The organism is Rhodococcus sp. IEGM 1318 (genome assembly GCF_033142465.1).
GTDB lineage: Bacteria > Actinomycetota > Actinomycetes > Mycobacteriales > Mycobacteriaceae > Rhodococcus_F > Rhodococcus_F qingshengii_B.
On sequence record NZ_JAWLSC010000016.1, the window covers coordinates 1 to 14522 of the forward strand.

Annotated in this window: 10 protein-coding genes; 5 read left to right on the forward strand and 5 right to left on the reverse strand. The window is 62.6% G+C overall.

Features of this window, described 5'->3' with window-relative positions:
* Positions 1 to 215 precede the first annotated feature (215 nt).
* Positions 216 to 626 (forward strand): VOC family protein, encoded by a 411-nt coding sequence (locus R4P65_RS28440; protein ID WP_230817473.1) that lies wholly within the window; start codon positions 216 to 218, stop codon positions 624 to 626.
* A gap of 90 nt (positions 627 to 716) precedes the next feature.
* Here the strand turns inward: R4P65_RS28440 and R4P65_RS28445 are convergent, their stop codons facing one another.
* Both R4P65_RS28445 and R4P65_RS28450 read right to left on the reverse strand, forming a co-directional pair.
* Complete coding sequence (locus R4P65_RS28445; protein WP_317828996.1) at positions 717 to 1691, reverse strand: sigma-70 family RNA polymerase sigma factor; 975 nt, start codon at positions 1689 to 1691, stop codon at positions 717 to 719.
* A gap of 53 nt (positions 1692 to 1744) precedes the next feature.
* The gene (locus R4P65_RS28450; RefSeq protein ID WP_317828997.1) at positions 1745 to 2476 is read right to left on the reverse strand and encodes a GNAT family N-acetyltransferase; all 732 of its coding nucleotides are present in this window, start codon (positions 2474 to 2476) and stop codon (positions 1745 to 1747) included.
* A 215-nt stretch (positions 2477 to 2691) separates the two neighbouring features.
* Between R4P65_RS28450 and R4P65_RS28455 the strand changes: the two genes are divergently transcribed.
* Together R4P65_RS28455 and R4P65_RS28460 are read left to right on the forward strand one after the other, a co-directional pair.
* Positions 2692 to 3462 carry a hypothetical protein gene (locus tag R4P65_RS28455; protein ID WP_317828998.1) on the forward strand — a complete coding sequence of 257 codons (771 nt, stop codon included), beginning with the start codon at positions 2692 to 2694 and terminating at the stop codon, positions 3460 to 3462.
* Between the two features lie 528 nt (positions 3463 to 3990).
* The gene (locus R4P65_RS28460; RefSeq protein ID WP_317828999.1) at positions 3991 to 9474 is read left to right on the forward strand and encodes a carboxyl transferase domain-containing protein; all 5484 of its coding nucleotides are present in this window, start codon (positions 3991 to 3993) and stop codon (positions 9472 to 9474) included.
* Between the two features lie 90 nt (positions 9475 to 9564).
* On the opposite strand, the gene R4P65_RS28465 is transcribed toward R4P65_RS28460, so the two are convergent.
* Positions 9565 to 9693, reverse strand: coding sequence for a hypothetical protein (locus R4P65_RS28465; RefSeq protein ID WP_317829000.1), 129 nt, complete (start codon positions 9691 to 9693; stop codon positions 9565 to 9567).
* A gap of 272 nt (positions 9694 to 9965) precedes the next feature.
* Here R4P65_RS28465 and R4P65_RS28470 point away from each other — a divergent pair, with 272 nt between their 5' ends.
* The gene (locus R4P65_RS28470) at positions 9966 to 10913 is read left to right on the forward strand and encodes an aldo/keto reductase (protein ID WP_230817470.1); all 948 of its coding nucleotides are present in this window, start codon (positions 9966 to 9968) and stop codon (positions 10911 to 10913) included.
* Between the two features lies 1 nt (position 10914).
* On the opposite strand, the gene R4P65_RS28475 is transcribed toward R4P65_RS28470, so the two are convergent.
* On the reverse strand, positions 10915 to 11685 hold the full coding sequence (locus R4P65_RS28475) for a hypothetical protein (protein WP_230817469.1): 771 nt from the start codon (positions 11683 to 11685) through the stop codon (positions 10915 to 10917).
* Positions 11686 to 11821: 136 nt separating this feature from the next.
* On the reverse strand, positions 11822 to 13033 hold the full coding sequence (locus R4P65_RS28480) for a hypothetical protein (RefSeq protein WP_317829001.1): 1212 nt from the start codon (positions 13031 to 13033) through the stop codon (positions 11822 to 11824).
* 103 nt (positions 13034 to 13136) lie between these two features.
* Between R4P65_RS28480 and R4P65_RS28485 the strand changes: the two genes are divergently transcribed.
* Entirely contained in the window at positions 13137 to 14483 is a 1347-nt protein-coding gene (locus R4P65_RS28485) for a DUF5691 domain-containing protein (protein ID WP_317829002.1), read from the forward strand.
* Positions 14484 to 14522: the final 39 nt, after the last annotated feature.

Below are 14522 nucleotides of genomic sequence, written 5' to 3' on the forward strand. Positions count from 1 at the left end.
GGTGTCCGTGTCGCTCTGACCTGGACAAAGTTACGCGAAGATCAACACAACACCAAATCGCCAGGTCAGAGCACTGCTGCGGGTTAACAACCGAGAATTTCCTCGAATTTTCTCCTACCGCGATGATTTTCTGTCGCCGCTGCGGTCTGTATGAGCAGGAACCAACAGGAACCGAAGCGATCAGTAATCAGTCAACCGACTTCAAGGAGCACTCCATGTCTCGTCTTCTCTTCGTCAACATGCCCGTGAAGGACGTCGCTGCCACGCGGGAATTCTTCAGCGGCCTCGGCTTCGAGTTCAACGACATGTTCAGTGACGAGAACACCGTCTCGATGATCGTCAGCGATTCCGCCACGGTCATGTTCCTGAACGAACCCCGTTTCGGGGACTTCATCTCCGACGACATCTGTGACACGTCGAAAGCTCGCGAGGCACTGATGTGTGTGTCGGCCGACAGCAGGGAAGAAGTCGACACCTTCGTCGACGCAGCGATCGCTGCCGGCGGTAGCAAGTGGATGGAGCCCCAGGATCACGGCTTCATGTACGGACGCGCATTCCGCGACCTCGACAATCACGTCTGGGAGGTCATGTGGATGGACCCGGCTGCGACTGTTCCCCAGCAGTAGCGCATAGCAACAGCAGTAGCGCATAACAACAGCAGTAACGAGTAGCCGCGCGGGTCCTCCACACGGGAGGGCTCGCGCAACTCCTTGCCCCTACAACTCTGCAGGCAATCCGAACCTTGCGAACAGACTCAGATCGAAGAAACACGTCACGTGCGAGATCCCGGACTCGGTGACATCGAGAACGTGCAACTGGAAAGCACGGTGAACCCCATCGGGCTCGCGCATATAGAGGCCGAACGCCGGCTGGCCATTGGCGGCGGTCGGTAGTAGCCGCATAGCGCCTGGTCCGTCGGCCGGGCATTTGGTTGCGATGAGCTGCCCGATTGCCTCGGGGCCCTGGTACCAACCGTCGAACGGAGGCATCTCCCAGATGGCTTCGCGCGTGAACAGCTCAACGATGGCCTCGACGTCGTAACTCTCGAAGCTGTGCACGTAGTCGCGAAGCAACTTCCGGGCAGCCTCGGTAGTCGGTTCCACGAGATCGTCCTCAGTGGGCCCGATGTGATTGATCTGCGCGCGAGCCCGCTGCAGCAGGCTGTTGACCGCAGTGGTTGTGGTGTCCAGGGCCTCCGCAACTTCCGACGCCTTCCACTGCAGAACGTCACGCAGGACTAGAACCGCACGTTGGCGCGCGGACAAGTGCTGCAAAGCGGCAACAAGCGCGAGCCTGACCGAATCGCGATTGACGACCATGACAGCCGGGTCATTGACGTCGCCCAACGCGGAATCCGCGATCGGTTCCAACCAGGCAATCTCGTTGCGTTCGATCAAATCGTCGGCCGGGTCCGAACTAGGTGCGCCGAGGCCGGCCGGGAGTGGACGCCTCGATCTCCCCTCCAGCGCGGTCAGGCAGGTATTCGTCGCGATGCGGTAGAGCCAGGTCCTGAGCGATGACTGGCCTTTGTAACCGTCGAACCCGCGCCAAGCCCGGATGAACGTCTCCTGGACTTGGTCTTCGGCGTCGTGGATCGACCCCATCATGCGATAGCAGTGCGCCAGCAACTCGCGGCGGTACGGATCGGCAAGAGTGAGGAAATCACTGTCCAACGCCTGATCGACTGTCATTTGTTCAGACTAGTGGCCGAGCGCCCGAAACACAGGCGCCGGCGAGAATTGGATCAGGCGGGCGCCTGCACCGCGGTCAACCGGGATTTCTTCCGGAGCACGAATCCCAGTGCTTCGTAGAGTCTGATCGCATTCGTATTCGATTGCACTGCATGGAGAAACGGCAGCTCGCCGCGCTCGCGAATCCCGGCAGCGACGGCACGGATCAGCGTCGTACCCAGGCCTCGACCCCGAAAGTCGCTGTCAGTGCACACCGCACTGATTTCCGTCCATCCCGGAGGGTGCAACCGCTCCCCCGCCATGGCAACAAGTCTTCCGTCGACGCGAATGCCGTAATAGCTGCCCATCTCGACGGTACGAGGAAGAAACGGTCCGGGCTTGGTGCGCTCGATCAATGCCAGAATTTCGGGAACGTCGCCCGTTCCGAGAAGTTCGACCGACGGATCAACGGAGACTTCGAGTGCGGACCCGTCCATCTGCACCGAGCCGAACTGATCCACAACGCGCCATCCTTCCGGCGGGCGATGATCAAATCCTCGTAAACCTACTGTGCCGCCTGGCCCTACGAGTGCGAGTAGGTTCTCCCAGTCTTCGGCGTCCAACTCGGGCGGATGACCGACAAACGGCGCGACAGTCGGGTCGTATCGCGCAACTCTCCCTGCCCAGCGAGCAAATTGCGCATGATGTCCGCGAAGTCCTTGTCGCACAGGGTCGTCCAGTGGATGGGTGTCGACATCCGTGTCAACCGTCTCGACAAACGACGCCAGGGTAGCCTCCGTGGTCATCGAACCTCTTCCTACCCAAGTCTGCCAGTGATGGAAGCGAACGAAACTCCCCGTCCACCTCGATCACAACGCTATGAACACTTGCTGTCGTAGTCTCCGGATAGAATCAAGATGATTCTGATTTCAGCCGCACTCCCGGCGACAACCAGGGTTCGAGCGCAGATTCTCACCAAGACTTTCGTCGCGACACCTGACCAACCGGAAGGCTGTTTGTCATGAGCAACCCCGACCCGATCAGATCCGCATTCCACCAGCTGCCACTGAAGGAGATGGACGCTGCGACGCTGGTCTTCGCCATCGAGAGCGCCGTCGACGAGATGGCACTCCCGGGCGAAACATTGCGGCTCGCCATGGAGGTCGCGACCCTCGCGCACCTCGATCAGTTCAGAAAAAACGGAATCAAGTCAAGCGAGGATCCCTACATCGTTCATCCCCTTCGGAATGTGTTGCGGCTGCTTCGGTACGGGTGCTCCGATGTCGAGATCCTGAGCGCAACCGCGCTTCACGACACGGTCGAGGACCGACCACACGCCGTCATCGCACTCCTCGGTGGCCAGACTGCGGACGACATGTCCGCATCCGAAGCGCAAGAACGTGCGTCAGCACTTATCGCCTCGCACTTCACCCACAGAATCGCCGAACTTGTTGAGGCAGTGACTAATCCAATCGACTACCCGCAAGACAACACCACCGGCTACCAGGATCACGTCATCCGCGTGATCGCGGATCCCGCAGTGTTCCTCGTGAAGTTCAGCGACTTCGTCGACAACGCGGGAAGCGTGAAGTACCTGAACGGGACCGACAGACTGAGACTGGTCACGAAATACGAACCACTTGTGGAGCACTTCAAGCGGACTTCACTTGCTCTCGGCAACGCATTGCAGCTCCCTTCCGGAGGACTCGACGCGATCGCACAGCACATCGCAACCATCGAAGGCGATTTCTCGAATACGGTCCGACTGGACATAAAAAATACTCGCCAGTAGTACCGATCAGTAATAATCGAGCAATCGGGAGACTTCTCCGAATACGCGATTTTGTTACCAGTGAGTATTCACTTTCTTGCCAATTTCATCACCATCGTGATCCGTGTCACAGAGCCGAATCTTATTGCACCACAATGACTTAACCCTATAGGTGTAACCGTGGTTCACGTTGACTAATATTCTTCAATTCGCCCAGGTGACATGAGCGTCGACATACTGCATTCTTAGATAAACCAGGGATTCCCTGGAAGCAGACACAATATGTTGCTGATTCGTGATTGGAGCGGTTCTGAGTCCACGCCTGCAGGGTGGCGCACAAGGCACACGTGGTGCAGCAGCGCACACGGTGCTTCGGCGCAAGGGACTCGACGAACCGGAAGGGCAATCACCTGCCGACGCGCAACCGGGGGAAACACAGCGCATCGCGGCGTAGTTCACGAACCGGACAATCCGGGTATGTGGGACACGGTCGGCTCATATCGCAACGTACGTGACGAAGAATCTCATCAAGGGACGGTGGCAGTGACAATGTTCAAACGAATCGCAGTGGTCAATCGAGGTGAGGCCGCGGTCCGCCTGATCAGGGCTGTACGCGAACTGAACGCCGAACACGACCACGGCATTCGCGTCATTGCACTGCACACAGAGGCCGAGCGGCGCGCCATGTTCGTCCGCCAGGCCGACGAGGGCGTGACGCTGCGCAGCACCGGCGCCGGCAGTCCGTATCTCGACTACGCCGAACTCGAGCGAGCACTTCTCGCAGCCAAGGCCGACGCCGTCTGGGTCGGCTGGGGCTTCGTGGCCGAGGACCCCACGTTCGCCGAGATCGTCGCGAAACTGGGCATCACGTTCATCGGTCCGAGTGCCGACGCGATGCGTCTGCTCGGCGACAAGGTTGCCGCCAAGATCCTCGCCGAAAAGGTCGGCGTACCGGTCGCACCGTGGAGCGGCGGGCCGGTCGAGACCCGCGCCGACGCACGCCGTCACGCACAGGCAATCGGTTACCCACTGATCATCAAGGCTCGCAGCGGCGGCGGTGGACGCGGCATCCGCAAGGTGTGGGCCGAGGACGAACTCGAAGTTGCGCTCGAGCGCACTCAGGGTGAGGCCGAGCGCTCGTTCGGCGACCCCGTCGTCTTCCTCGAACGCCTTGTCACCGATGCGCGCCACGTCGAGGTACAGATCATCGCCGACAACCACGGCAACGTCTGGGCTCCGGGCGTTCGTGACTGCTCGATTCAGCGTCGCAACCAGAAGGTCATCGAAGAATCCGCTTCCCCCGTCCTCACCGAAGAACAGTCGGACCACCTCAAGGAGGTCTCGGCCGAACTCGTCAAGGCAGCCGGATACCACGGCGCCGGCACGGTCGAATACCTCTACCAGCCCGAGAACAAGCTCTTCACCTTCCTCGAGGTCAACACGCGCCTTCAGGTCGAGCATCCGATCACCGAGGTCACGACAGGCATCGACCTCGTCAAACTGCAGATTCTCGTGGCCAGCGGTGAAGAGTTGGTCGGCGACTGCCCGCCCGCGTTCGGTCATGCCGTCGAGGCTCGCCTCAACGCAGAAGACGCCGACAACGATTTCGCTCCCGCGCCCGGCACCGTTCAGCTGCTGAAGTTCCCCCTCGGCTCGGGCATCCGCGTCGACACCGGCATCGCGGCCGGCGACGTCATTCCGCCTGACTACGACTCGATGGTCGCGAAGGTCATCGCGTGGGGCCGCAACCGCTCAGAGGCACTCGCGCGTCTGCGCACCGCCCTCCGTGAAACCACCGTCGTACTCGACGGCGGCACCACCACCAAGTCTTTCCTCCTCGATCTCCTGGATCGCGACGAGGTCATCTCGGCATCCGCGGATACCGGCTGGCTCGACCGCACGGGCGCCCTCACCGGCGCCACACGCCGCGCCGACGTCGCACTGATCGCCACCGCCATCGATGCCTACGACGCCGAAGAGTCCCTCGAGCGTGCGGCCTTCCTCGCCTCGGCACGTGGCGGTCGCCCCCGCGCCAATCACGCGATCGGACGTACCGTCGAGCTCAACTACCAAGGTCAGGCATACAAACTGACAGTCGGGCGCATCGGCCCGCACCGCTACCGCGTCGACGGAGACGCAGGCGACATCGAGGTCGACGTCGATCGTCTCGGTGACTTCGAGTCACGTCTGGTGATCGGTGATCGCCGCTTCCACGTCGTTTCCGTCGTGAGCCCGGCTCGTTATCTCGTCGAGGTCGACGGCATCAGCCACCAGATCAGCCAGGACGACGCCGGAGTGGTGCGCGCGCCGGCTCCTGCCGTCGTGGTGGCCGTACCGGTCACGGTCGGCGACGACGTCGAAGCCGGCTCCACTCTGGTCGTGCTCGAATCCATGAAGATGGAGACCGCCGTCCGCGCTCCCTACGCGGGCAAGGTGCGAGAAGTTCTCGCTACCGTCAACTCGCAGGTAGATGCCGGCGCGCCGCTCCTGCGTGTCGACCAGGTCAGCGAGGAAGCTGTCACGGAAAAGGCTCAGCGAGTCGAATTCGATCTTCCTGCTGCGACTTCCGGTACCGACGCCCGCGACGACGCACTGGCACAGCTCGAAGCGCTGACCGCGATGCTCAGTGGTTACGACGTCAGCGGCAAGCACGCCAACGCTGTTCTGGCCGAGTACGACGCACTTCGCAGCGCACTCGAATCCGAGGACCGCGTACTGGTGCAGGCCGAACTGGCCGTGCTGACCACCTTCGCCGACATCTGCGAGCTCTCGCGCAACAAGCCCACCTCGGGTGAGTCGGCGAAGGACGAATCCGTCCACAGCCCCCGCGAGCACTTCCACACCTTCCTGCACTCGCTCGACGCCGAGCGCGAAGGTTTGCCCGCGTCGTTCCGCACGAGACTCGAACGCGCACTTCGCCACTACGACGTCACCGATCTGGAAGATCGCCAGGCCGTCGAGGAAGCGGTCTACCGACTCTTCCTGGCTCTGCAGCGCATGGAAGCCCAGATCCCAGTCATTGCAGCACTTCTCGAAGGCTGGCTGGTCGGTGACAAGGCGCCCGGTTGCTCGGCTCAGGAGCTGAACGAGGTTCTCGATCGACTCATCGTCGCGACGCAGGTCCGCTACCCCGTCATCGGCGACGTCGCCCGCAACCTTCGCTTCCGGTTCTTCGACGAGCCGCGAATCCGTAAGGTTCGCGAAGACGTCTACGACGGGGTACGCGGCAACCTCGCCTACCTCGAAGAGCAGCCGGACGCTGCTGATTTCGACGAGCGGATCGCCAACCTCGTCGCCACCCCCGAACCGCTCCTGGACCTGCTGGGTCGAAAGATCGGCCTTGGCAACCGCGATGGCGGGCCGCTGCTCGAGGTCATCACACGTCGCTACTACAAGATTCACTCCTTCGAGGACGTCCGCGTTTTCGAGCACGTCGATCGCCGTTTCGTGACCGGTAACTTCGATCTGAAGGGCGACGGTCTGCACCTGGTATCGACGGTGGCCGAATTCGACGCTCTCGGAACCGCTCTCGACGATGTCGCGACGATCGCGCAGGATGCTCCGTCGGGTCGCGGCCTGGTGGTCGACATCTACCTCGACTGGCCGAATCAGCCCGCTGACGGCGACACGCTCGTCGAGACACTGCGTACCGAACTCTCGCGCAACGAGACGATCACCCGTTCACGGCGCGCTACGGTGATCATCTGCAACCCCAACGGGGATCCGGTCCGATGGGTCACCTTCCGTCCAGTCGACGGTGAACTGGTCGAGGACCACATCATTCGCGACATGCACCCGCTCACGGGTCAGCGCCTGGACATGTGGCGCCTGAAGAACTTCAACGGAAAGCGCCTCCCGGCTCCGGAGAACACCTACCTGTTCCACCTCTCTGCCAAGGAGAACCCGAAGGACGAGCGTCTGATCGCTCTGGCCGAAATCCGCGACGTGACACCGCAACTCGACGACGAAGGTCAGATGGTTGCTCTGCCGGCCATCGAGCGCACTCTTGCCGCCTGCCTCGACGGCATCCGCCGTGCGCAGTCCCAGCGCGGGGACAAGCGTCGACTCGCAGCCAACCGCGTCGTGCTCTACGTGTGGCCGGTCGCCGACGTTCCCAGCGAACGCTTCTCGGTGATCGCCCAGAACGCAGCCCGACTGACCGTCGGTGCCGGAATCGAAGAGATCACGCTCATCACCCGCCTGAAGGACCGAAAGGGTGGCGCACCCAAGGAAGTTGCGCTGCGCTTCTCCTACCGCGCGGGTGCCGGTGTGGTCATCAACAAGACCACTCCCCCCACCGAACCTCTGCTCCCCCTCGACGCCTATGCGCAGAAGGTTCAGAGTTCGCGGGCACGCGGCACGGTGTACCCGTACGAGCTGGTTCCGCTCCTGACCGGCACCAAGGGCACCTTCGTCGAACACGACTTCGACGAAGCGGGCGTCCTGTCCCCCGTCGAGCGTCCGTACGGACTCAACAAGGCCGGCATCGTCGTCGGTCTCGTGAACACTCCGACGCCGCGCTATCCCGAGGGGATGACCCGTGTCGCGCTCTTCGGTGACCCCACCAAGGCGCTCGGTACCGTCGCCGAGGCCGAGTGCTCACGCGTGGTCGCTGCCATCGACCTGGCCGAGAAGTTGAACGCTCCGGTCGAGTGGTTCGCACTGTCCTCGGGTGCCACCATCTCGATGGAGAGCGGCACCGAGAACATGGACTGGGTCTCGCGTGGCCTGCGCCGGATCATCACCTTCACCCAGAACGGCGGCGAGATCAACATCGTCGTCACGGGAATCAACGTCGGCGCTCAGCCCTACTGGAACGCCGAAGCCACCATGTTGATGCACACCAAGGGCATTCTGGTGATGACCCCGGACAGCGCAATGGTGCTGACCGGCAAGCAGTCTCTCGACTACTCCGGCGGTGTGTCGGCCGAAGACAACTTCGGTATCGGTGGTTACGACCGCGTCATGGGCCCCAACGGCCAGGCTCAGTACTGGGCCCCCGACCTCACCGCGGCGTGCGAGATCCTGTTCCGCCACTACGCACACTCGTACCTCGCTCCCGGCGAACGGTTCCCGAGGCGCGCGGCGACCACGGACCCCGTCGATCGCGACGTGCGTAGCTTCCCGCACACCCACCCGTCAAGCGACTTCGAGACGGTCGGCGACATCTTCTCCTCGGCGAAGAACCCGGATCGCAAGAAGCCCTTCGACATTCGCACCGTGATGCGTTCGGTGGTCGACCAGGACCACTCGGTACTCGAGCGTTGGGCCGACATGGCCGGCGCCGACACCTCGGTCGTTCTGGACGCGCACCTCGCCGGACATCCGGTCACGGTGGTGGGCATCGAATCCCGCGCGATCCCGCGTAAGGGTCGTTTCCCCGCCGACGGCCCCGACACCTGGACATCGGGAACGCTGTTCCCGAACTCGTCGAAGAAGACGGCCCGCGCGATCAACGCCGCAAGCGGCAACCGTCCGATCGTGGTGCTGGCCAACCTGTCCGGCTTCGACGGTTCGCCGGAATCGCTGCGCAATATCCAGCTGGAGTACGGCGCCGAAATTGGCCGCGCCATCGTCAACTTCGACGGACCGATCGTGTTCTGCGTCGTTTCCCGCTACCACGGCGGCGCGTTCGTCGTGTTCTCCGGCGCGCTCAACGACAACATGGAAGTTCTTGCTGTCGAAGGTTCGTTCGCCTCGGTGCTCGGCGGCGCCCCGGCCGCCGCAGTGGTCTTCACCCGTGAGGTGAACACCCGCACCAACAACGATCCGAAGGTGCAGCAACTTGAAGCAGACTTGGCAGCAGCCAAGGACGACACGGAGAGAGCACATCTGCGCGTCGAACTGAACGCTCAGCGCATCGCCGTCCGCTCCGACAAGCTCGGCGAAGTGGCATCCGAATTCGAAGCGATCCACAATATCCAGCGGGCCCGAGAGGTCGGCTCGGTGGATGAGATCGTCCCTGCCGCAGAACTGCGTCCGCAGATCATCGCAGCAGTCGAACGCGGCATGAAGCGCGCACTCGCGCAGTAAGTTTCTCCACACGTCGAGCGGCCCCCGCGAAATGCGGGGGCCGCTCGATGTGTATTCGGACCGCCGAATCGTCTCCAGACCGCACTTCGCTCAGACACCTTCGAGGGCCTCCCCGATCTCTTCGAGGACGTGATTGTGCCGCCCCATTGCGATCAGATGCCCCGCAGAGATGGTCACCGCCGCTGGCCCCTCGATTTCGAAGGCCACCATCAGTCCCATCACCGCAAAGTAGGCAAACAGTCAATCCACCGACACGGCCGTCGAGGAGCATGGTGTTGGCGTCGCCGGATCGCTGTCGGTCGACGCCGCGCCGATCCCCTAACAGCAGTCCATCGAAGAATTCAGCATTCGGACCCAACCCAACACCGACGGCGGCAATCACGATCCGATACATTTTTCGGCGAACCTGGCGAGGGCGCGCCATCGTCAGTGCTATGAGAGGGTACGGTGCGGGATGCAGCGACCACCTTCATCGACGGGAGTTCCACACAGTGGCGATCATCGGAAATTCGGACCTCGACATCTTCCGACTTAGCTTGGGCGGCAACCCTTTCGGTTGGACCGCAGACGAGCAGACGTCCTTCGAGATCCTCGACTCGTTCGCCGAAGCCGGTGCAAACTTCATCGACACCTCCGACTCGTACACGGCGTCGGCTCCCGGAAATTCCGGTGGGGAATCCGAAACGATCATCGGGAAATGGATCACCGATCGCGGACTACAGAACGACATCGTCGTCGCCACCAAGGTGGGTAGCCATCCCGATTTCAAAGGGCTGAAGGCAGACAACATCGCAGCCGCAGCAGAGGCGTCGCTGCGCCGTCTGCAGACGGACTGCATCGATCTGTACTACGCGCATTTCGACGACCCGCAGACTCCGCTCGAAGAAACGCTCGAAGCCTTCAATTCGTTGGTCGTCGCGGGCAAAGTTCGCTACCTCGGAATCTCCAACTACAGCCCCGACCGCATCCGCGAATGGTTGCGGATCACCGAAGAGAACGGTTACGCCGCGCCGATCGCGCTGCAACCGCATTACAACCTGGTGCACCGTAAGTCGTACGAACCTGAACTCGCCGAGATCGCCACCGACAACAACATCAGCGTCTTCCCGTACTTCGCTCTCGCGTCCGGCTTCCTGACCGGAAAGTACAAGACCCGCGCAGACATCGAAGGCAGCTCCCGCGAACGACTGACCGCTGGATACTTCAGCGACGCCGGACTCGACGTCGTCGCAGAACTGGCGACAATCGCGCACGCACACGACAGCGAGATCTCGACAGTCGCGCTGGCCTGGCTGCTTACTCGACCGGGCATCACCGCACCGATCGCGAGCGTGAGCCGGCCGGAGCAGCTCCCCGCGCTACTGGACGCCCCGAACCTCGTTCTGTCGTCGAATGAACTGGACACGCTCGAACGGGTGTCGGCGGCAGTCGGCGCCTAGATCAGGCAGTTTTGAGATGGGCACCGAGGGCAGTGTTGTTGATCGTCCAGAACGACCAGCCGTCATGGCTCTCGGTGTCGCCTGATATGTGACCGGTGACGGCATTTGCGGCGGCGGTCGGATCGGGGAATCGGCGGCCTTCCATCGGTCCGCGCATGATCTCGACCATCTCGGTGGTTTCGTCGAAGCGTCCGACCCAGCGGTATCCGTGGCAATCAGCCGTCATCTCGAGGCGATTGTCGACAACTTCGATCTCCTCGACACCGCTGGCGCGGCGCTTCTTCGCCGCGACCGGCGAAGCCTTGCGCTTGGCTGCGACCGGTGTCTCGACGTGAATGCTCGGATCCTTTACGGCAGCGAGGCCCAGAGCATCCCACCGATCGTGACCGTGCACGACGCGTCCGCGAGGGATCGCGTGATGACCGGTGCGATTGCGTCCGGGGCTGTCCATGATCCAGAGGTCGACCTCGGCGCGGATGTCGTCCGCGACCTCGTTGGAGGGCAGCATGAAGAACTCGTGCGGATCTGCTGCCAGGTCGACGAAGACCCAGAACTGCGAGCGCGTGTCGTCACTCTCGAGCGACTCGTCCTGACGCCTGGCCTGCCAGTCACCGTCGAGTTTGGAACGTACTCGGACGATTCGGCTGATGCCGTCTGCGCCCGTCACCTCGACGGGGTTACGACGTGAGTGCGTGAGGCGGACAGCCTTGCCCCCACGCTGCGTAGCTTCGGAAATGAACGCATTGATGCCGCGGCTTGCGGTGTCTTCCATGATCGACCTGTCTTGAAGCGGATACGCCCGCATCACCGGATCGGCACGGGGTTGAGCAAGGAGCGAATTCTCGGCCAGTTCTTCGTTCGTGCGGCCGGTCAGTACCTCCGACCTTACAGCTCCGACGTCGGCCTGACTACGGCGCCCGACGCTCGTTCCCAGAGGTCAGCAGTGCAATGTCCCCGTAAAGAGCCGCGCGGTGAGCGAACATGAGCTCTTCCACACCGTCGAATTGATCCCCGACGTTGTGCGTGTTTGCGGCCGAAAGTTCACGTGAACCGGAGCGCGCAAGGAGGTCGTCGATCCGGCTGTCGAGGCTCGCTGCATGCGCAACCGCGCGCTGCGAACTCAACTGATCCTCGGCCCGTGCGACCAGGTCACCGATCCGCGCGAGCGCCGCGACGCGTTCGACCAACTGGTCCCAGACCGCGCCGAGCGCTTCCTTGCGCGAAGCGATCCCGGCTCGGGTTCCCTCGTCGCGTGCCAACGCGGCCGCGTCGTCCAACTCCGCGAGAATCGAACGCAGCGCTACGGTATCGACGGCGATCTGGGTGATCTCGTCGGCCAGGTCGAGTTGATTGCGTTGGATGACAAAGTGGTCGGAATGCCAAGCGCTGGAGCTTTCGATCCGGTCGAACAGATTTCCGGCGAGGTAAAGAAGAGCGTCGTACTCACCTGCGCGTCCTTCGGGTTCGGAATCGACCAGTCCGTCGAGGACCTCCGCGATCCGCCTACTCGCGTCGGCGATGACGCCGGTTCTCTGGACCCGGCCCAGCTGGGCGGCGAGTTTGTCGAGCGCAGCGTTTCCGCCACTTGCCACGACGCCCAACCCCACCGGCAGCTTGGCTGGAACCGGGGTGCGGGTGAGCCCGGCAAAAAGTGCCTCACGTTGCTCGACGTCGAGATGAAGGCCGTCGCGGCGGTCCTTGCGAATGGCACGGACACTGCTCGCGAAGTGACGATTGGAATGCACTATCGCCGAACGCATCGACTGAACGCGCTTGTCGAGCGTCTGCACCCGCCGTTCGAGGACTACCTGAACAGGACCGATGCGAGTCGAGAACAGTCTGCGTCTGGTGCGGGCCAGTTCGTCGGTGAGGTAGCGCAACTCCGAGAAGCCGCCGATCTCCGGGAACGAGCGCCCGACACTGCGCCGGTTCGCCAGGATCGATCGCGTCGACTCGTCCGCATAGCCACCGGCAATCAGCAGTGCGACATCATCGGACAACTCCGGCCGGTTCGACTCGACGGTCCCCGCCGCACACCACTCCCTGACTCGAGTGGAGATGAGCGTTCGCCGTTCGGTCACCGACGCCACGACAAAGACGTCGTCAGTTCCGTCTGTCATCTCACGCCTCCTGCTGGTCGCCGGTAACCACTGTTCCAGAATCTGCCGACACGCGCCCGACCCTGCCCCTGAGCCCGACGCACCCCTGCCATACCGTAGGCGGGTGACCTCCCTGCGATCAGACGCGCACGCAGGTCACTCGCGCGCATCGAGGACTCCTCCAGCAGTTCAACCGCTGCTTCCCGACCTCGCGATCGAACAACTTCAGTCCCTGTTGCAAGTTCGTTCCTGGACTCTCGCGGAATGGTTCGCGATGGCCGACCAACGCGGATTCCTCGCGCCCGCTGCCAGCGTTCCGCTCTTCATGGAAGCCGCGCTGAAGTATCCCGAGCACCGCGAGGCGCTACTACGCCTCGCCGGTCGACGCGGGCAGTATCTGGCGGAGCAGAACCCGGATTGGGCCCAGCTACGACGAATCGGATCACGCCGGGACGAGCTGTGGCTTTCGCCCGATCCGGACGACCGTACGGCATGGTTCGATTACATACGTACGGTCGACCCGGAACTGGCGAGTGAAGAGCTCGAAATCGCCTGGAGCGAGGCGCCGACGGCAACTCGCCTGCATTTCCTCGACCATCTCGACGTCGGGCTGGGTGAACACGACTACGCACTCCTCGAGCGCGCACTGGACGATTCAGCCGTGCGGGTCCGTGAGCGCGCAATTCAACTCCTGCGGCAACTCCCCCGATCTCCGTTTGCCTCTCGCATGGTCACTCGCGCTCAGTCGTGGGTGCGGCTCGAGACGAAGCCGTTGCGACCCCGCCTGGCCGTCCGATTGCCGGGTTCGCTCGACGACCTCGCATTCCGAGACGGCATCGAAGACGTCCACTACAAGAACAAAGGCATCCGGCGCTGGTGGTTGCGTCAAGTTGTGACCGCCACTCCGCTGGCACTGTGGGAATCGATGGCCGGGTCGGCACGCGGCGCCCTCACCATCCCCGTAGAGAAGCAGTGGCGCGACGTGATGATCGAATCATGGACTGCGGCAACCGTTCTCCAGAAGAACACCGCGTGGGCGTCGGCTTTTCTGGAGCGGGACGGGCGCACGACGGACCGGAGAATCGTTGCCATCGCGGACCCGCGCGAGCGCGTCGAGTACATCGTCGCCGGACACGCGGACGAGTACCTTCTGGGAGTCGACGGCAGCGCGCTACTCGACGGCATCGACCGCCCGTGGCCACTGGCCGTCGCCGAAAAATTGTTGAATGCCTTGGAAAACGAAGCGATGGAGCATGCTGCGACGGGCGAGGACTTAGGCATCCACTCGCGTCACAGTCACTTCTCCACCCTACGAAGTGTGCAGGCGAGCTTCCCTTTCGAAGCGATTCCGCTTCTGCAAGACGCGGCGTCCCGGACGGGTGACGTCGGATGGAAACAAGCGTTCACCGACAGCGCCGTCAATATCGAGCAGCGCCGTCTCCGCTTGAATGTATTGCGCAATCACCACTGAACGGCGAGGGGGCCGCGCCCCGCTAACGGAGTGCGACCC

Bases quoted from the DNA above. Each gene is read 5' to 3' on its own strand.
- R4P65_RS28450 (WP_317828997.1), bottom strand. From the start codon at position 2,476: ATGACCACGGAGGCTACCCTGGCGTCGTTTGTCGAGACGGTTGACACG.
- R4P65_RS28445 (WP_317828996.1), bottom strand. From the start codon at position 1,691: ATGACAGTCGATCAGGCGTTGGACAGTGATTTCCTCACTCTTGCCGAT.
- R4P65_RS28465 (WP_317829000.1), bottom strand. From the start codon at position 9,693: ATGGGACTGATGGTGGCCTTCGAAATCGAGGGGCCAGCGGCGGTGACC.
- R4P65_RS28455 (WP_317828998.1), top strand. From the start codon at position 2,692: ATGAGCAACCCCGACCCGATCAGATCCGCATTCCACCAGCTGCCACTG.
- R4P65_RS28460 (WP_317828999.1), top strand. From the start codon at position 3,991: ATGTTCAAACGAATCGCAGTGGTCAATCGAGGTGAGGCCGCGGTCCGC.
- R4P65_RS28440 (WP_230817473.1), top strand. From the start codon at position 216: ATGTCTCGTCTTCTCTTCGTCAACATGCCCGTGAAGGACGTCGCTGCC.
- R4P65_RS28480 (WP_317829001.1), bottom strand. From the start codon at position 13,033: ATGACAGACGGAACTGACGACGTCTTTGTCGTGGCGTCGGTGACCGAA.
- R4P65_RS28475 (WP_230817469.1), bottom strand. From the start codon at position 11,685: ATGGAAGACACCGCAAGCCGCGGCATCAATGCGTTCATTTCCGAAGCT.